This window comes from Telmatocola sphagniphila, assembly GCF_018398935.1.
In the GTDB taxonomy this organism is placed as follows: Bacteria; Planctomycetota; Planctomycetia; order Gemmatales; family Gemmataceae; genus Telmatocola; species Telmatocola sphagniphila.
Window position 1 is genome coordinate 310,219 of sequence record NZ_CP074694.1, and the last position, 18,358, is coordinate 328,576.

The following is an 18,358-nucleotide window of genomic DNA, read 5'->3' on the forward strand; positions in this document are numbered from 1 at the left end:
GCTGCAATTCACGGAATTGTGACTGAAATATTCATTTTTACTTTGCCGCCATATTTTGTAGCTCGGCACGCGAATTGCCATCACGCGAATTGCCATTTAGAGATACTTCTCTTTCGGGAAATTTCGCGGTACTTGCTTCTCCTAAAGCGAAAAATCGGTGATCGCATTCTGATTGGAAGTGACATCGTCCTAACCGTGATTTCTGAAGGCAATTGCCAGGTACGACTCGGAGTGCAAGCCACGGCTCGGATTGCGATCCGAAGACCCGAGGACAAGCGTGCCTCGATTCTGAATCGAAAAAGTGTGAATTCAGAAGAATCGATCGGAGCGGAAACCTGAGAAGGATTTCCGACGAATTGTGATCGAAAGTCGGAACTTTTGCTGGATAGAAGCGTTCAAAGTATGTGGGACACATTCGGCAATTTTTAGAGGTGGATCATGAAAATTTATAGCTTGCTATTGATTGGATTGTTTTCCGCGATCGGCTTCGTCCATGCGGAAGAAAAAGTTCTCTCTAAAACACCCGCGGGGGAGAGAGCCGGAGAGATTGTCAAGATTTCCGCCGATTCGGTCACTCTAAAAGTTCAGGAAGTCGTCCCGGTGGTCAGCGGAAGGCATTATTCAACGAAATCCCAATCAAAGGAATATACCTACGCCATCGATGTAAAAGCCAAGGTGAAATTCGTCCCCGCCAAAAAGGAGACGCCGCCGAAGGTGGAGGAAATCGCCAAAGGCGAAAAGGTGGTTCTCCATCTTTCCGCGGTCAAGACACGCGGGGAGGATAACAAGGTCAATACGTCGACTCTCGTGACGATCATTGAGATCTACCCTAATCCCAAGGATAAAAAAGATTCGAAATCCTCCGATTCAAAGGATTCGAATGCCAATTGATCTGCCCCAGATTCGGACGGCTGCTATCTCAACCTGGATCTCCTCCAGGTTTTTCTTTTTGTTCTCCCCGTCGATTTCTTTTGTGGATTGATGAGAAACAGGGGGAAAATGAGAAAAAGCTTACCCATCTCCGCCACGCGCTATTGGCTGCACGCTTGCCCTACGCATATGATGTAGTAAGCGTGAATTTTTAATCCCGGGTTTGAGGAAGCGAGTTTCACCCCGGGCAATATCCATTTGGAAAGACGCATTTCTCGGCGATCGGAATTAACTCCCTTTCGCACCAGATCTGCGAACTGAAAGGCATGGCATGTACGAGCGATTTACCGACCGCGCTCGGAAGGTGATGCAACTCGCCAACCAGGAGGCGCAGCGGTTCAACCACGAATACATAGGAACTGAACACGTCCTTCTCGGGCTGGTAAAAGAAGGTTCCGGTGTTGCAGCCAATGTGCTGAAAAATCTCGATATCGATCTTCGTAAGATTCGACTCGAAGTGGAAAAGATTGTTCAGAGCGGTCCGACCGGCGAGCAGGTCGTCATGGGACGGTTGCCCCATACTCCCCGCGCCAAAAAAGTTATCGAGTACTCAATCGAAGAGGCTCGAAACCTGAATCATAATTACGTTGGAACGGAGCATTTGCTCCTGGGCCTCCTTCGAGAACAAGAAGGTGTGGCCGCTCAGGTTCTGATGAATCTGGGCTTGAAACTGGAAGATGTACGCGAAGAAGTGCTGAACCTACTGGGACATAATATGCCTGAATCCTCCGAAGCCTCGGGCGGCGCTGGTGGCTCCAGCGGCGGTAGCGAACGACCCGCCAAGGGCAAATCCAAAACTCCGGCTTTGGATAGCTTCGGCCGCGATTTGACCGAGTTGGCTCGTACCAGCAAACTGGACCCGGTGATCGGGCGAGCCAATGAGATCGAACGCGTGATCCAGATTCTCAGTCGACGTCAAAAGAATAACCCCGTGCTTCTGGGGGAAGCGGGTGTCGGTAAAACGGCCATCGTGGAAGGTCTGGCTCAACTGATCGTCGAAGGCAACGTTCCCGATCTGCTTCGAGATCGCCGCTTGGTCGTGCTCGACTTGGCCATGATGGTGGCAGGTACTAAGTATCGCGGCCAGTTCGAAGAACGCATCAAAGCGGTCATGAACGAAGTCCGTCGCGCCAAGAACACGATTCTCTTCATCGACGAATTGCACACGCTCGTCGGCGCAGGTGGAGCGGAAGGAGCGATCGACGCTTCCAACGTTCTCAAGCCGGCTTTGGCTCGCGGGGAAATTCAGTGCATCGGTGCGACCACTCTCGATGAGTATCGTAAATACATCGAGAAAGATGCGGCCCTGGAACGCCGCTTCCAGCAGATCATCGTCAATCCGCCGTCAAACGAAGACGCCGTGGAGATTCTCAAAGGTCTGCGGGATCGCTACGAAGCTCACCATCGCGTTCAAATCACCGATGGTGCTCTCAAGGCGGCCGTGGAACTGTCCGATCGCTATATCACCGGCCGTTGCCTGCCGGATAAAGCCATCGACGTCATCGACGAGGCGGGAGCTCGCATTCGCCTGAAAGCGATGACCCGACCGCCAGATTTGAAGGAAATCGACGAATCAATCGACCGCTTGAATCAGGAAAAAGAATCGGCCGTCGTCGATCAGGATTTCGAAAAGGCCGCTTCGCTTCGCGATCAGGCGGATAAGCTCAAGAAGAAAAAAGAGCAGATCATCCGCGACCACAAAGAGAAGTCCAAGGAAGCCGACGGTGTCGTGGATGAGGAAGTTATCAACGAAGTCGTTTCGAAGATGACGGGCGTTCCGCTGAAACGACTGGGTGCCGATGAAACGTCCCGTCTGTTGAAGATGGAAGACGAATTGCACGGCGCCGTGGTCAGCCAGGATGAAGCCATCCGGGCGATCTCTCGTGCGGTTCGCAAGAGCCGGGCGGGTTTGAAAGATCCGAAACGACCCATCGGGAGCTTTATCTTCGCTGGGCCGACTGGTGTGGGTAAGACGCTGTTGGCCAAGCGACTGGCGCAATTCATGTTCGGCGATGAGAACAAGCTCATAGCCTTGGACATGTCGGAATACCAGGAGAAACACAACGTCAGCCGATTGTGGGGGGCTCCTCCCGGTTACGTCGGCTACGAAGAAGGTGGCCAGCTCACCGAAAAGATTCGCCGTCAGCCGTATAGCGTTGTGCTGTTGGATGAAATCGAAAAGGCCCATCCGGATGTCTGGAACAGCTTGCTCCAGATCATGGAAGAAGGCCGACTGACCGACAGCTTTGGTCGAGCCATCGATTTCAAGAATACGATCTTGATCATGACGACCAACATCGGCGCGGAAACGATCATCAATCGTCCCGACTTCGGTTTCAGCAAGTATACCTCGAAGACGGAAGATACTTCCTACCGGGCGATGCAGGATCGTCTCAAGGAAGAAATGAACAAGAACTTCAAACCGGAATTTATCAACCGCGTGGACGACATCATCGTCTTCCGAAGCTTGAATATCGATGACTTGAAGAAGATCGTGGACATCGAACTTTCGAAAGTCTTCAAACGGTTGCGGGAGAAGAAGTTGGAACTGGTGATGACCGACGAAGCCAAGGAGCTGCTGATCGAGAAAGGTACCAGTCTCGAATTCGGTGCTCGGCCCTTACGCCGGGCGATCGAAAATCTTCTGGAAGATCCGCTTTCGGAAGATTTGCTTCGCGGCACCTTTGTCGGCAAGGATCGGATTACGGTTCGGGCTCACGATGTCGATGGAGAGAAAAAGCTCTACTTCGACACCGGGGATGCTGCACCCATGCAGACTCCTCCAGATAATCCCGCTCCGCCCCAGGAATTGGCCGGTACCCCGCATTAATCCTGGTTAGGCTCAAAGTCGAAAAGGTCGTGAGTCCTCCCTTGCTAATCGGAAGGATTCACGACCTTTTCCATTTAGTTCAAAATACGCCACCACGTTCGATCCAAAATAAACAGTACAAGCGATAGCGCAGTAGCCAGCAACAACAGCTTCGGGCCGAGTTCGAAATAGCGTCTGTAGTTAAAGCTCAAAACATCCTGTCGTTCCAAATGATCGAGTTCCTGGCACACCTGGAGTAGTTCCGTTCCATCATTGGCGGAAAAAGCCCGGCCACCCGTCCGTTTGGCAATCGCTTCATTGATCAATCGACCATCGGTTCGCTGCTTGATTTCTTCGGGAGTGGCCGTGGGAGGTGGATCGCCGCCGGTGTCGATTGTGAAAATGGGTATGTGAAGATTCGCGGCTAACTGCGCCGCCTGAAGAGGTTTTAAAGGCTTCCGATCCGGATCGTCCCTTTCGAAATTGTGCTCTCCATCGCTCAGGAGAATCATAACTTTTTTCTCCGTGGGAGCGTCCTGAAGCAAAATCAGCCCCTCAGCCAACGCATCTCCGATATTAGTACCGGCATCGAGAACACCGCGCGGGGCGACATCGTCCAGTAATTTCAAAAGCGCGGAATGATGCAGCGTCGGTGGACAGATCGGATAGGGCACCAGAGCAAAAGTTACCAGCCCGATGGCATCGGTTCCTTGTATTGTGGAACGCCCGGTAAAATTCATTTTCCCCAGGCCCTCTCCGCCGGCAACAAATAACCTGAACGCCCGCTTAGCGGCTTCCGCCCGACTGATGAGTGCTTCCCCCGGCTGCCAGCGGAAAGTTTCCGCCTCCATGCTACCGGACACATCCAGAAGCAATACGATGGAAATGCTCTGTGCGGGGATGCGGGACCGCTCATCCGGCCAGCGGGGACCTGCGGCAGCTACGATCACTGAGCCGACTATCAGGCACTGGATTGTTTTTCTTAAAGGGGGAATCCAGCGCGCCCGGCCGTGCGGCAGTCCTGCAAAGAGATTCAAATCCGAATAAACTATGGCTGGTGGAGGAATGCGGCGAAATAGAATTCCCAGCAGAGGCAGCAAGGCCAGACACCAAGGATGGGAAAATGAGAACATGCTTTTATTAAAGCGAAAAGTGCTTTGCCGTGAAAGATCGGCCTGCAGCTGCTATCGCAGAATCAACCAGAGTCCCAGATAGAAAAGTGCGTTGCTGATAGCAAAGACACAAAACAGACAGGTCAGAGATTTCAGGATCTCCGTTCGACTTACTCGAGCCATATCTTTGGAGCTGAAAATCAGAAATCCGCCGATAACCAGCGCGCCCAGAATGTCCGCGGCAAACAGACTCACCAGCAGGATTTCTCGTAAAGACATCAGTCATCCAGATTCAAGGATGTGCATATGGCTTTCATGACCAACCCATTGCGGCTCATTTCGCGATCCGCGCACTGGCAGAAAATGATCAAACTGCCATTCATCACCTGCAATCCCCGGATCCAGCAGGAACTGGTGACATCCAAGGTGATAAAATTTATATCGAAGCCGGTGGCCGGACTTTTCGCAATACTATCCTGGACCTCCTCGGATTCCAGTTCCTTGTAGATTTCCCGCAGAGTGTTTAACGCTTCTTCGAGGAGTGGCTCGGGTTCCTCCACATTGGCGTAATATGTGATGGTCATGAAAGCAGTGGCGGGACTTTGCAGGTTGATAGTCCAGCCCTCGTCGCTAGCTTCTTCTTCTATCGCCCAGTTTTCGGGGTACTGAAACCGCGCGCCATGGCGGTCAAACGTCTTCGGCATACTGACTCCTTTCTTCGATTGTATCGGCTAAGAATTATTTTTTCGCGGGTGCCTGGCAATCTCCAGCTGGCTTTGCCGGGGCTCGGATAATCAACTTGCTCTTTCAACAGTCGGAGTGTTACGATTCAGTAGATCCTAGGGAGGGAATCTGGTGTTTCTATCTCGAACGTTTTTGATCGGTCTGGCCCTGTTGATCGGTGTTGAGGGCCTTCGGGCTCAAACGGAGACATCGAGAGAACCCTCTGAAATACCCAAACTGATCAAGGATCTCGGAGCGCCTCGTTTTGCCGTGCGCGAAGCCGCGAAAAGAAAACTATGGGAAGCGGGCTTGCAGGCGGAAAGCGTTCTCCGCGAGGCGACCAAATCGAGCGATGCGGAGGTGGCCTCTTCTGCCAAAGAAATTCTCAATAAGATCGAGTGGGGTTATCTCCCGGGTCAAACGGCCGAAATCCGCGATCTGATCGATGCATTTCGGGTGGGAGATTCAGCGGTTCGACAGGATTCCATCGCGGCACTCGCAAAAATTCGTCCGCTTCCCTTTGCAGTCCTCAGTCGAATTCTGCTCAAAGAGCAGAGCGTTGAAAATTCCATTCTTCAATATAGCCGATTAGCCAACGAATTGAATCCGGCCCTCTTTGATGCCATGCTGTCGGGACAGGAGGAAACCGCGCTGAAGTATCTCGAACTACTGGCCAAGGGGCCGGACTCTGGAATGCAGGCAAATTATGGGGCTTTACTGAAAAAGAGAAATCGTCTTCCCGAAGCGATTGCCTATTGGACCCAGCAGGAAAATTTCAGTCCCATTCAGAAAGCGGCGGCCCCGGAACTATTAGCCGGTTTGTACAAGTTGTCCGGGCAGGAAAATGAATCGCTGAACTGGGCGGGAAAAATTAAAAGTCCAAGTGTCCGAACGACCTTACTCTTCCATTTCAATAACTGGAAAATTCTCGCGAAGGCGGAACTTGAGACTTTTAATCCTTCGACCAAGCTCGCCTTCCAAGCGCAGTCGCTGCTCCTGGCGGGCGACGGGAAGGATGCCGCAAGAAAGATTGAGGAATTACTCCGTTCTGGGGAAGACCTCCAGGACGAACAGCTCCTCACGAATTGTTATTCGGACCTGATCCTGCTGGGTAAAGGTGAAGACGCGCTGGAGACACTCATCCGTCGCGGACGGTCCAAGACGCTCTGTTTCGAAACTTTATGCGCCCAGTTGAAGTTCAAGACAGCTTTCAAAATGCTGGAGGAGGCCGATCGCGGTGTGATCTCGCCAGTCCCCGATGTACAGAGCGAGATTAGTCGAGCCAAGATTCTGGCACTGCTGGGGGAAAAAGAAGCGGCGATACAAATCTTCCGCAAAAAATTCGAGGAGTTTCGAAGTCAAAAATTCTCCGCGCGGGAATTGGTGACTCAGGAATGGAATTCGGGGTTTAAGGATCTGGTTTTCGAGCAGCTTGCGGATTTTTTCAAGTCCCGGTCTCTGATGGATTACGACGATGTCCTCGACGCCAGGACGTTTACTTCGATTATCGACAATGGTCAACAGCTTCTGAACTGGATCATTCTTTTCCGGGAGCTTGCCCCGGAGGAATCCCTGTTCAATCACTGTCAAAAAGCCTATCGGATACTCGAGGGAAAAGAGTCGCGGGCGAAGACCGATCAGGCAATAACTGCTCTGCTGAAAACGCCGATCCAAGAGTACGTGGAACAACAAATAGAAGGCAAGGCGAAAAAGATCTGCAGCTTGAGATTCGAGATGCAGGCGACTGCCTATCTCGCTCTCAACGATCTTATCGCCGCGGAGAAAGTCTTTAAGGAAAACCTCAATAATCCCAACCTGCAATTGATGTACGCCGATTTTCTCTTCGAGCGAGAACGATACCTCGAAGCGGCTGACCAGTTTGGATTGGTCGCCCAATCGAAGCGAAGCGCGCTGGCCGTCGTGCTGAAGGGGATCTGTCTGATTCGGGCCGGGAAGATGGAGGAAGGAAAAAAACTTTGCGAACTCGGGCATTGGTTGCCTCTGGCAGATGCGGAAGAGCGAACCGCCCTCATCCGCGGCCTGCAAAATCGAGGCTTGAACTCTGAAGTCGAGCCGGAACTCGATCTGATTCTGCAACTCTGCTGGCCAGGGGATTCGAGTTATATCAATGCCTTGAACCGAAAGGCTCGCTTAGTTGTGAGGACTCGAGGATATGCCGGGGCGGCCCTGAGGATTCGAAAGTGCATTTTGGGTTGTCTCATGACCGAGATGCGATTCATCGACCCCTCTTTCTTTTTGATCACTCCCGAATCGGCGAATGCCTTTCAATCTTTAGAAATGCTGGAAAAAGGGCAGATTCCAGACTCGGTAGAAATTCTCCGAAAGCATTTGAAAGTGCTGCCTGGGGATATTTCTTCGGTTCTGGTCGCTTATCCGAAATTGAAATTGCTCGGCAAACTAATGGAGGCGGATGCCCTTTGGAAAATCAGCCACGATGCTTATCTCGAAGTGGTTGCGGAATATCCCAAGTATGCCGAGGGTTGGAATTCCATCGCTTGGTTGAATGTGAATTGCCGTAAAGATCTCCAGGAAGCACTGCGCTGCGCCACCAAGGCCGTAGAACTTGAACCGGGCAATACGAGTTATCTGGACACTAAAGCGGAATCTCTGTTCTGCCTCGGACAAAAAGAAAAAGCAATTGAACTGGCAAAAGCCTGCATCAAAATCGATCCGCGACGGAACTACTACAAGAGACAACTCGCTCGCTTCCAGACCCAATCTCCGGAAAAAAGCTTTCCAGAGGAAGAAGATGATTTTTGAGCGAGTCGAGGATTACTTACCGATCACCTGAACAGTGCCATCCAGCATCGGAATGAGGTAGGAACCATTCGGTGAGAATAAGGCTCCGGAAGAGGGGGCGGTTGGATAACTCACCGGTTTCTGACTGCGCAGGTTTCCATCGCTCAATCCAATTGTCTCGATTTGCCCGCTGGCCAAAGTGAGCTGCACTGTATCGGTATCGGCGAGAGTCGCTCCCAGAATCATTTCCGAATCATCGAATGTTTTCGATGCTCGCGGCTTGGTCTCGCCCAGATAGCAAATATCCATTCGGTCAGGTTGAATAACCACCCAGCCTGGCTTGCCTGCCGAGCTAAAGGGCAGGGCATGAACTCGAACCTGCCAGGCATTTTTGTTCAGCGTAATCTTTCCCGCCGATGTCGCGGGGCCACTACCCTGCGAATCTCGAGTGGTCATCTCGCCGGTTTCATCGAGCAACAGAATCTGTGTTTCACTGATCGATGCGAGTGCCAGGATTCGCCGGGGATTGGTGAACTTACCGATCATCTCGAAGGCGGTCGAATCCCAGATATTCACCTGTCGGTCGCCGTCGGTAATCGCAAATTTGTCGGCTCCAATCCGGGCCAGCAAAGCGTTCCCTGGGGAGGTGTTGCCGACCCGCCAGTTCGGTCCGGGTTCCAGGGCGAAATTGTTTGCGCGTCCCGAACGGTACAATCTTCCATCCAGTAGGGGCAAAATCAATTCCTGATCGGTCAATAACGGAGTGGCCGCCAATGCCGCCGGTGGGAGTTTAATCGCATACTGTTCAAACTTCTCCGCATCGAGAACGCGAATCAGAAGCATCAGTTCGCCGGCTTTGCGAATTTGAGCCACCTGAACGAGCGATTGCCCATTGGGCGACATCAGGCGAATAGGGACATCTATCAGTCCCTCTATGGAATCGGCAAAACTGGTCGATTGAATCGTCAATCCGTCGTTGAATTTGGCAGGATCGAACTGATAGATTCGCCCGTTCCGGTCGAACATCCAGACCTTGTTCATCCAATTCACCAGTTCCGGCGATTGACAACCCAGCTGGCGTTTCCAGCGAATTTTTCCTGTCTGGAGATCGATCGAAGTCAGTACGCATTTCTGGGTTTCGGTAGCAGTCTGAAGGATGGCCGATTCGCCAAACAACCAGGGGGCTCGTTCCAGCCGGCCCAGATTGCCTATTAACTTTGCTGTCGAGTGAGTGACACCTTGCGTTCGCTGGAATCCGAACCGGATCTGCCAGAGATCTCCCTGGTGATAATACAAGGCGTCGGTCTCCCGGAAACGCAGCCAGGTCAGGGAATCGAAGTTGGACGATTCCTCTTTCGGGAAACCGAACTGGGTGACAATCGGCAGGCTCTCCCGTCCGCTGGAATTTGCCGCCAGTTGGCGAACCTGCATTTGATTTGTCTCGTCCACCAGTGCAATCCGATCTCCATCGATGGCGATGGAACCTTGAATTAAAAGAGGTGATTCGGCGTCACTGCTCGCTTTCGCATCGTTGGAAAGTTTCAGCCAGCGCAGCGCCCGGCGATGCTCTCCGCGAGGTTGAATTCGGATAGCCAGGGGCGTTTTGTTTTCCCCCGTGCTGATCGGCCAGATGAGATTCTGACTCCCGGTGGAAGTATCTGAAGGATCGAGCATGATGCTATCGATGAGCCGGGGGGCTTCTTTAATCTGCACATCGCTGGGCCAGCGGAACACATAAGCGGCCCGGCCATCGGCAATCCAGTAGACACTCGAGCTTGTCGGTTCGACAAGCACTTCGCCGGAGCGTGCAGAGCCCAGTTTCATGGCACCCAGAATGGTCCCGGTCCGCAGTTCGATTTCCCATACCGCCACCGCGGCTACTCCATCGAAGGACTTTCCGGCGAAGAGGATCTTCTCGCCATAGACACGCGGTGAACCCGAGATGCGAAATGGCAGTTTCTGCGACCAGAGAATTTTCCCCTGTTGATTTTCCCGCAATTCGATGGTGTTTTCCTGAGCGGTGCGATGAACGACGAGATGGCGGTCTTCCGCCGGGGTGTTGCCGCGGAGTTCATACCATTCCCCGGGATCGCCGATGGATTGCACCCAGGCCAATTCTCCCGATTCCGCTTCGTAGCCGTACAGAAGTCCCAGAGTGCTCGCGATGAAAATCCGCTTAGGCTCTTCCAGAAATCGTCGTTCGGGATCGTCGTACGCCTTCAGTGCAAATACCAGCCCACTCAGTTTTCGATCCGGCACGGCCTTGCCGGGAGTTAGGTCTTTATAAGGCTCGTAGACGAACAATTTCTGGAGGCCGGACTCGGCATCGGTGAAAATTTTGCGGACTTCCGGATCGTTCTCCAACTTGCGGGAGATTGCTTCCTCCCGGATTTTGCGAATGGAGGAATCGTCCGGCTTTTCGAGTCGCTTGCGCCAATCTTCGATGAAAACTAATCGTTGTTCCAGATCCTCAATCCGCTTATTCAGCGCGAGGATCGCCTGCTCGGCCTGCTGATCGGGGGCGACCTCCAACGGTCGCAATTCGCCGATGAGTGTTTGGATCGGCACCAGATTCGTCAGTTCCTTTTTGACGGCGGCTACCGTTTCGGCATTCAGCTTAGCAGTCAAGTAGTCGACGGCATCTTCCTGCAAGCGCGAGGCGGCTTGCCAGATTTCCACGCCGTAACGATCCTTGGCGGTGAATGGCTTGAGATCTTTATCTTCCGTCCTTCGCAGAAAAGCCATCAAACGGTCGATGGCAGGTTGCGGATCTTTTCGAGTGACAATGGAATCTACCTGCGCGCGAAGTTGCGATAACTCAGCCAGAAACTGAGCTTCTTTCTGTTTCGGATTGGTCGGATAAGACTTTGCAAATTCTTCGAACTGAGTTTTAGCTGCCTCGAAGTTTTTCTTCTTAAAGTCGGCCTCGGCAGATTCCCATAAGCGATCCGGCGCCAGGGCTAAATGCTGTTTGAGATAAACGGCCCCGGCGACAACTCCACCCGCGATAATCACCAGCATGCTGACGATTGCCAGAATGCGATTGGGAGACAATTTTTGTTTCGGCGGTAGGACATTGACTTTGGGAGGGATAAAAAACGGCGGCGGAGTCAGTTCTTCGGAGGAGGCCGTGTCTTCCACGCTCGGTGGATGCAAATCCTGGCCTTCGCTCCAAACGAATTCCTTGGGGCTCAGATCGGGCTTGGCTGGTTTTGGGAGATTGGGAGGAGTGCTTGGCGTCGCACTCGGTGGATCGGAAGTCGGAGGGGATTTCTCCGCCACAAGTTCTGCGATTAGAAAGACAGTTTTACAGGTGGGACAGCGCATTTTTTTGCCGAGCATATCCCGATTCAGGAAATAGCGGCTCTGACATTCTGGACATTCTGTCGTTATGGACACGATGCGGCTTCCTACTGATGCTGAAGATATGGTGCCGAATTCCGATCCCGCCTAAAAAATTCTATTTATAGCTGCCGTAGTCGCCCTTTGGGGTTGTCGCGACTACCTCTTTATGCTTAGTTTAATGGGATATGTTAAGTTTTACTACCTTGCAATTCGAACGCATACCGGCTTTCCTCGAAGCCCGTCCCCGAGGATAGTGCATGGTTTGGCCAGACGTCTATCACTACGCAATTCCCTTTTTCACTCTGATCCTCTCTGGATTTGCGCTGCCCGTTCCGGAGGAAATGGTCCTTACGGCCGCGGGAGTACTGTGCGGTCGCGATGCTCAGATCTACTGGCAGGTTATGATCCCGGTTTGCATCCTTGGCATCGCCATCGGGGATTCGGCTCTCTACTTCATCGGCTGGATGTGGGGGGCCAAGCTGGTTGAAAAAGCCTGGATCAAACGGAAATTCCTTTCCGAAGAAAAGCGTCATAAAATCAAGCAAAATTACAACGAGTATGGCCTGGCTATTGTCCTCTTCGCTCGAATCGTCCCGGGAGTGAGGACTCCCGTATTTTTGATGGCCGGGATTCTCAAGTTGAAGTTCCTGAGATTTATGTTGATGGATGCGGTTTGCTCCATCCCCGGGACAATTATTTTCTTCAGCCTCGGCTACTGGTTCACCGATCAGTTTCTGGCTGCCTTGGAACGAGTCGAGGGCAATCGGCCGTTGGTTATGGTGGTCGTACTCGCGGCTATCGGCGGCTACGTGCTGTACTCCCTGAAATCTCGAAAAGTCGCGACCGGCGACCCGAGCTCGATACCGATGATCGGCGGTCAACTCGGCAGTATTGCCCACCATCAGCACGCTCGACATGAGACGGAGCCCTCGCAAAGCGGTAAAGTGGAATTGGTGGAGTTCAAAGTTTTGCCTCCGGTAGAGCCCGTGCCGAAGCCAGTCGCTGAGATCGACTCCCTTCCACCGATTCCTCCGATTGAAAAACCCCTGGAAGTCGAAGGTTGTCTCGACCTCGAAAAACCTAAATCTCCACTGCCGAAGAAAACGGAACTCCCGCCTCCTACTTCAGCGCCCTGAACTGATTTGCAGCACCGATCCATCCGGCTGAACTTTGTTGAACCAGGCTACGAACTGCTTTTCAAAATCCGCAGTCGAATCATTCGTCCATTTCTCGAAAGCCGCTATCGGATCGTGCCCTTCCTTCAATTTCGCGAGATAAGCATCCAGCAACTCCGGCGTGATCTGCTTTCGCTCCAGGAGCAGAAAGGTCACATAACCCCATGAGGCCAAATAGCTGGCGTCCGATTTCAACTTCTGACCGGCATGCTCGATTACAAAATCGTCGCGACCCGATTTCAGGATGGAACGCAAAGCGGGTAACTGATTAGCGGCGATCATCTCTTTCACCCGCAACCATTTTTCTCGATCCAAATGGCCGATGCGCAACTCTCCCGCTTCAACCAGCGAGCTCTCGAATATCTGTGCCAGACCCTCATTCAGCCAGCGTGGAAGTTCAGTGGAGGATTGACTCAACTGCGGGTAGAGCCAGGTGCCGACGTAGGCGTGAAATGATTCGTGATACAGAATGGCGAAAAGCTGCTGGGTGGCCTGATTAAAAACAAAATCATTCCGCTTGTCGGTTTGGCCGATTCGTTTGCGTTCTTCCTGAATCGGTTCGAGTAAGCGGGCCAGATCGGCTTTCTGCTTCGAATAAAGTTTTTTGAGTTCGTTCTCCTGCTTTTCCAGTTCGGCCAGTCGGGATTGATGCTGTTTGCGAACGACCGACAAGTCCTGGCCGAGACGCATCAAATCGCTACCGCAGAAAATCTCGTTGGTTTTCGGATCGTAAAACGCCGGATTCTGAATCGTGCGATCGCGCCGCACCATCGATTGAATGTATTCTTCCCGAGCGAGAAAGAGATAAATCGTCGTCGGTTCCCGCTTGTCAAATTTGGGGGGCAAGATGCGGGAGAAGGCCGCAAAAACCTGCTCCAGTCGCACGGCCGAGCGACGCACGATTTCTTCCGGAGCATTGGAGATCAATCGAAAATAGTCCGATTCGTAGATCAGCCCGCCGTTTTTATGACCGAACCAGTCCGTGGCTTTCAAATCGAGTTGTTCCATTCGACGGCGTTCGTTTTCTCCTTTCGGATCCAGCTCTTCGATCTTCTCCTTGAGAATCAGGCGATCCGCTTCCGGCAACCGCTCGATCTTCTCGATGTCCTTCTTCTCGAAAGTGGCTGTGACTAACAAGGTGGGTCGATTGGTTTGTCGGCGGACATTCTGAAATCGCAGAGTGGTCGGGTTTTCTTCGAGTATCAGACCTTTCCAGACAGCGCCGTTTTTCAATTGAATGACATCGAAAGGCCAATCCTTATTGAGAGGGACTTGTCCCAGAAGAGTGAAGGCGCAGAAGCTCAGGAAAAGCCAGCCAGCGCCCAGGCATCGCAGTAAAGGAAGGAACAGAGTCATTCACACTTCGCGGGATTAAGAACGAGTCGATTCCAATATACCCTCTCCTACACCAGACTACCATAAGCTGCTTGAGATTTTTAGGACAGTTAGTCCCAAATATTCAGCAGAAGAAAGTTTCGTTAAGCTTTACGCATTAGCCAAACTTTGCTGGCATCGAAATAGGCAATGGGTGATTCTTGCAAGCGAATCTTCCGAGGTGCAATAGGGCGGAAGAGCATAGAGAACATTCCCCAACGGCCGCAGCAGCACCCCTTCTTCCAGACAGATCTGCCGAAGCTTTCGACCGACTTCCGCGAGGTAACCGCCAGGCGTATCGAACTCGACGGCGGCGATCGTTCCTTGAATTCGAAATTCTTTTACGGCTTTGGCCTTTGCCAGGGACACGAGGTTTTGTCTCCAGTAGCTTTCGATAAAACCCGCCTGCTTCTTCCAATTGCCCTTCAACAGCAGCGACCAGTTCTTACAAGCAATCGAACAGGCGAGGGGATGAGCCGTGAAGGAATGCCCGTGGAAGAAGGTTTTCGTACGATCCGGGGTCTGGAACAGGGCGACAATCGATTGGTCTACGATTGTAGCTGCCAGGGACAGAATTCCTCCCGCGAGCGTCTTGGCGGCACAAATCAAATCGGGTCGAATCCCGGCCTGCTCGTGAGCCCACAACGTCCCCGTTCGGCCGCCGCCCGTCATCACTTCATCGGCTATGAAGTAGACGCCGTGCCTGCGGGTGACTTCAAAAATCGCTTTGAGCTCCTGCGGTGAATGCATCTGCATTCCGCCAGCCCCCTGAACCAGCGGTTCGATCAGCACTCCCGCGACTTCTTTCGAATGAGTCGTTAATGCGGCGTCTAAACTCTCCGACGAGACGGGTATCTGAATCGTGCGGAACAAAAGGGGTTCGAAGCGTCCGAAGAAGGTCGGATCCCGGCCGATAGACATAGCGCCAAAGGTGTCGCCGTGGTAACTGTTTTCAAAGCCTATGAAGAGTTGTCGCTGTGGTTCGCCGCGGTGGCACCAGGCCTGATAGGCCAGTTTCAAAGCCACCTCCACGGCCGTGCTGCCATTGTCGGAATAGAACACGCGGCCGCTCTCCCAGTTCAGCGATTGCAACAGCAACTCGGCAAACTGCACTGCCGGTTCATGGGTGGCCCCCGCGAACAGGACGTGATCCCACTTGGCTTCGGCCTCGCGCAACGCTTGCATTAACGGCGGGTGCCGATGGCCGTGCAGAATGGTCCACCAGGAAGAGATACCGTCAATCAGTCGTCGACCATCCGGGAGGTGAATGAATTCCGCATCGACTGACTCTACTGCCAGCGGTTCCTGCGGATCGGCGAGCGAGGTGTAGGGATGCCAGATCACCTGCCGATCGCGTTCGATTAAGCGGGGGTCAGATGAGTCGTTTGTTCGTTCATTCAATTCGAGCAACTTCGCCAGCTTGGCCTTCTGAGCTGCAACGGCTTGCTGCAACGACTCCGCCGTCCATTCGTCTGAAGGCATCTGAAGATTCAGGACTAATAACTCGGGGCAGTACTTTCGAATCTGTTCTTCCGCAAAAGGATCGGCGGGACCGACAAGAACCACAGCTGCCAAAGGAGAGTTCTGAGAATCGAGTGCGATTTTCGTTTGAATCGTTCGACCAATCGCACCGACTGCAGACGAGGTGATGAGAAATCGTGGCAGATCCAAATGTCGAAGGACTTCGAATTGCAAGTGGTTTTCGTCGTAAGAAGAAAACGGCCCCCCGAAGGTTTCGATGAGCAGGGGCTTCGTCGTTTTCGGCAGGGCGTCTCGAAGCTGCTGTAGGGAAGGTAAAATCTGCCCAGCGTTCCTTGCGGCCAGCAGTGGAGCCACCGCTTCCTCGAAATGCATCAGGGAGGCATGAACTGTGGCTTGAGGCACCAAAGCTTTGATTCGGCCGCTATCGGGTGCGCCCGTTTCAACGGGTTTCCAGTAATCGAACCGATCGGCGAACGCTGTCAGAAACGCCAGGCTGAAAGCCGTTTTGCCCGCATCGGTGTCGGTGCCCAGAACGATGAAGCCTCTCATGACCGCGTAGCCTCAACAACGGCGTCGGCTACCCGCCTCAAGCTTTCCGGATCGTGATCGGCATGAATCGAGATTCTCAGTCGGGCCGTGCCGAGTGGAACGCTGGGAGGTCGGATGGCTCGAATGTCGAATCCCTGCTCCTGTAACTTGGTAGCTGCCCGCACGGCCTTCGGATCATCGCCCAAAATCACCGGCACCACATACTCGGTCCCCCAGGGATGAATACCCTGCGAGATCAGTGCCTCTCGGAACGCATGCGAATTCCGGTGCAACTGCTCTCGGCCAATCGTATCCGCCTTCACGCGCTCGATGGCCGCCAGCCACCAACTCCCGATGGCCGGAGGCAGGGCCGTAGTGAAAATCAAATGTCGGCAGCGATTGATCAAAAACTTCTTCAGAAGTTCCGATCCTCGGATATAAGCTCCTGGTACACCGAGGGCTTTACCTCCCGTATGCATCGTGGCAAGCACTCGTTGGGAAAGTCCGGCGGCATCCACACATCCCGAGCCCGAGTCGCCATAGCAGCCCGTGGAGTGGGCTTCATCAACGATCAGATGCGTGCCATATTTTTCGCAGAGTTCGGCAATCTGTTTGAGAGGGGCTTTATCGCCATCCATGCTGAAAACCGATTCGGTAATCACAAACATTTCCCGGCCTTCCGGACGTTTGGCCGATTCCGATCTCAACCCTTCTTCCAATTGGTTTAAATCATTGTGGCGATAGGAGAATTTACGCGGACGGGACAGCCGAAGGCCGTCGATGATGCAGGCATGGTTCAGCTCGTCGGTGGCCACCCAATCGCCTGGCTCGATCACCGTGGAAATCAGGCCCTCATTGGCCGCATAACCGCTCGTCATCATGAGGATCGAGCTACCCGAGTGCCAGTTGCTTAGCGCGGCTTCCACCTGATCCCAGATCGCATGCTGGCCGCGCAGCAATCGCGAGGCCATACCGCTGACGGGGAGCGTTGTTGAGCTGTCCGGGATCGGTAGCCGGCCGTTACCATATCCCAAATAGTCGTTTGAACTGAAATCGATTCCTGCGGGCAATCGCAGAGATCGGAAACGTCCCTGTTGCGTCAGTTCCTCAAGAATTCCCGTCCATCGGGCCGTCAAACTCATGTCGTCAGTGCCCCCGGTTCGGGCAGACCCATCGCTCGGAACAAGGCGGCATCGTCGGAAGCGGACGGGTTGGAAGCCGTCAGCAGTTTGTCGCCGTAGAAAACCGAATCGGCCCCGGCCAGGAAGCAGAGGACCTGCATTTCCTTATTCATCCGATCCCGACCGGCACTCAGCCGAACACGCGAGGTCGGGAACGCGATGCGAGCGGTGGCGATGAGTCGAACGATTTCCAGGGAATCGACAGAGGGGGCCATCTCCAATGGCGTGCCGCGCTGCGGCATCAGGCAGTTGATGGGAACGCTTTCCGGTGGAGTTTCGAGATTCGCCAGATCGACCAGCATAGAGAGACGATCATCTTCGGACTCTCCCATGCCGACGATGCCTCCGCTACAAACGCTGATCCCAGCCTTGGAAACCGCCTTGAGCGTTTCCAGTCGATCGTCGTAGGTGCGGGTGCTGATGATTTCGGGATAGTGTCGGCGCGAGGTATCGAGATTGTGATTGTAAGCGGTGAGTCCCGCTTCTTTCAGTCGCCGGGCTTGATCTTCGCTGAGCATGCCGAGCGTGACGCAGGCTTCCATGTCGAGCTTGCGAACTTCCTTGACCATTTCCAGAACGCGGTCAAACTCGGGGCCATCCTTCGGGGCTCGCCAGGCGGCTCCCATGCAAAACCGGCTGGCTCCAGTGGCCTTGGCCTGCTCGGCCTTTTCGCGTACCTCGGCCACAGTCAGGAGCGGTTGACGATCCACTGGCGTGTCGTAGTGAGCACTTTGGCTACAGTACTTGCAGTCTTCCGGGCAACCGCCCGTTTTGATGCTCAACAGCGCACAGCGTTGAATATCGGAGTGCCCCCGGTTTTGCTTGTGTACCTCAGCCGCTCGCAGAATCAGTTCCGACAACGGCAGGGAATAGATGGCTTTGAATTCAGCAAAAGTCTTCATGGAATCTTTCTCGTCTCGAAGTCCTTAGTCGGAAAGT

Annotated in this window: 13 protein-coding genes; 5 read left to right on the forward strand and 8 right to left on the reverse strand. The window is 53.3% G+C overall.

Translation table 11 applies throughout. From position 1 onward, the window contains the following. Positions 1–18: 18 nt before the first annotated feature. The 3 genes from KIH39_RS26940 (at position 19) to KIH39_RS01430 (ending at position 3,760) form a co-directional block, all read left to right on the forward strand. Entirely contained in the window at positions 19–339 is a 321-nt protein-coding gene (locus KIH39_RS26940; protein WP_390623677.1) for a carbon storage regulator, read from the forward strand. A gap of 99 nt (positions 340–438) precedes the next feature. Then, positions 439–891, forward strand: coding sequence for a hypothetical protein (locus tag KIH39_RS01425; protein ID WP_213497497.1), 453 nt, complete (start codon positions 439–441; stop codon positions 889–891). Between the two features lie 310 nt (positions 892–1,201). Beyond that, entirely contained in the window at positions 1,202–3,760 is a 2,559-nt protein-coding gene (locus KIH39_RS01430) for an ATP-dependent Clp protease ATP-binding subunit (RefSeq protein WP_213497498.1), read from the forward strand. A 74-nt stretch (positions 3,761–3,834) separates the two neighbouring features. On the opposite strand, the gene KIH39_RS01435 is transcribed toward KIH39_RS01430, so the two are convergent. Genes KIH39_RS01435 through KIH39_RS01445 form a run of 3 tightly spaced genes read right to left on the reverse strand, consistent with a single transcriptional unit; the run spans position 3,835 to position 5,555 of the window. Beyond that, positions 3,835–4,872: a VWA domain-containing protein gene (locus tag KIH39_RS01435; RefSeq protein ID WP_213497499.1), complete on the reverse strand. Its 1,038-nt coding sequence runs from the start codon at positions 4,870–4,872 to the stop codon at positions 3,835–3,837. 51 nt (positions 4,873–4,923) lie between these two features. Continuing rightward, a complete protein-coding gene (locus tag KIH39_RS01440) occupies positions 4,924–5,130 on the reverse strand; it encodes a hypothetical protein (RefSeq protein WP_213497500.1) in 207 nt (68 codons plus the stop codon). Next, positions 5,130–5,555: a hypothetical protein gene (locus KIH39_RS01445; protein WP_213497501.1), complete on the reverse strand. Its 426-nt coding sequence runs from the start codon at positions 5,553–5,555 to the stop codon at positions 5,130–5,132. The genes KIH39_RS01440 and KIH39_RS01445 overlap by 1 nt, the downstream gene beginning before the upstream one ends. Before the next feature lie 151 nt (positions 5,556–5,706). Between KIH39_RS01445 and KIH39_RS01450 the strand changes: the two genes are divergently transcribed. Then, positions 5,707–8,355 (forward strand): tetratricopeptide repeat protein, encoded by a 2,649-nt coding sequence (locus tag KIH39_RS01450; protein WP_213497502.1) that lies wholly within the window; start codon positions 5,707–5,709, stop codon positions 8,353–8,355. Positions 8,356–8,367: 12 nt separating this feature from the next. Here the strand turns inward: KIH39_RS01450 and KIH39_RS01455 are convergent, their stop codons facing one another. Continuing rightward, positions 8,368–11,733, reverse strand: a complete 3,366-nt coding sequence (locus KIH39_RS01455) for an outer membrane protein assembly factor BamB family protein (protein ID WP_213497503.1) — start codon at positions 11,731–11,733, stop codon at positions 8,368–8,370. Between the two features lie 203 nt (positions 11,734–11,936). Here KIH39_RS01455 and KIH39_RS01460 point away from each other — a divergent pair, with 203 nt between their 5' ends. After that, positions 11,937–12,815 (forward strand): DedA family protein, encoded by an 879-nt coding sequence (locus KIH39_RS01460; RefSeq protein ID WP_213497504.1) that lies wholly within the window; start codon positions 11,937–11,939, stop codon positions 12,813–12,815. Here the strand turns inward: KIH39_RS01460 and KIH39_RS01465 are convergent. The 4 genes from KIH39_RS01465 to bioB form a co-directional block, all read right to left on the reverse strand. Next, positions 12,804–14,210, reverse strand: a complete 1,407-nt coding sequence (locus KIH39_RS01465; RefSeq protein ID WP_213497505.1) for a DUF1570 domain-containing protein — start codon at positions 14,208–14,210, stop codon at positions 12,804–12,806. The genes KIH39_RS01460 and KIH39_RS01465 overlap by 12 nt on opposite strands. A 129-nt stretch (positions 14,211–14,339) precedes the next feature. Then, positions 14,340–16,259, reverse strand: coding sequence for an adenosylmethionine--8-amino-7-oxononanoate transaminase (gene bioA, locus KIH39_RS01470; RefSeq protein ID WP_213497506.1), 1,920 nt, complete (start codon positions 16,257–16,259; stop codon positions 14,340–14,342). Further along, on the reverse strand, positions 16,256–17,380 hold the full coding sequence (locus KIH39_RS01475; protein ID WP_213497507.1) for an aminotransferase class I/II-fold pyridoxal phosphate-dependent enzyme: 1,125 nt from the start codon (positions 17,378–17,380) through the stop codon (positions 16,256–16,258). Before KIH39_RS01475 ends, bioA begins: the two co-directional genes overlap by 4 nt. Beyond that, a complete protein-coding gene (gene bioB / locus KIH39_RS01480; RefSeq protein ID WP_213497508.1) occupies positions 17,377–18,321 on the reverse strand; it encodes a biotin synthase BioB in 945 nt (314 codons plus the stop codon). Before bioB ends, KIH39_RS01475 begins: the two co-directional genes overlap by 4 nt. Positions 18,322–18,358: the final 37 nt, after the last annotated feature.

Coding starts and splice junctions, on each gene's coding strand:
- KIH39_RS01425 (WP_213497497.1), top strand. CDS start 439: ATGAAAATTTATAGCTTGCTATTGATTGGATTGTTTTCCGCGATCGGC.
- KIH39_RS01430 (WP_213497498.1), top strand. CDS start 1,202: ATGTACGAGCGATTTACCGACCGCGCTCGGAAGGTGATGCAACTCGCC.
- KIH39_RS01435 (WP_213497499.1), bottom strand. CDS start 4,872: ATGTTCTCATTTTCCCATCCTTGGTGTCTGGCCTTGCTGCCTCTGCTG.
- KIH39_RS01440 (WP_213497500.1), bottom strand. CDS start 5,130: ATGTCTTTACGAGAAATCCTGCTGGTGAGTCTGTTTGCCGCGGACATT.
- KIH39_RS01445 (WP_213497501.1), bottom strand. CDS start 5,555: ATGCCGAAGACGTTTGACCGCCATGGCGCGCGGTTTCAGTACCCCGAA.
- KIH39_RS01460 (WP_213497504.1), top strand. CDS start 11,937: ATGGTTTGGCCAGACGTCTATCACTACGCAATTCCCTTTTTCACTCTG.
- KIH39_RS01465 (WP_213497505.1), bottom strand. CDS start 14,210: ATGACTCTGTTCCTTCCTTTACTGCGATGCCTGGGCGCTGGCTGGCTT.
- bioA (WP_213497506.1), bottom strand. CDS start 16,259: ATGAGAGGCTTCATCGTTCTGGGCACCGACACCGATGCGGGCAAAACG.
- KIH39_RS01475 (WP_213497507.1), bottom strand. CDS start 17,380: ATGAGTTTGACGGCCCGATGGACGGGAATTCTTGAGGAACTGACGCAA.
- bioB (WP_213497508.1), bottom strand. CDS start 18,321: ATGAAGACTTTTGCTGAATTCAAAGCCATCTATTCCCTGCCGTTGTCG.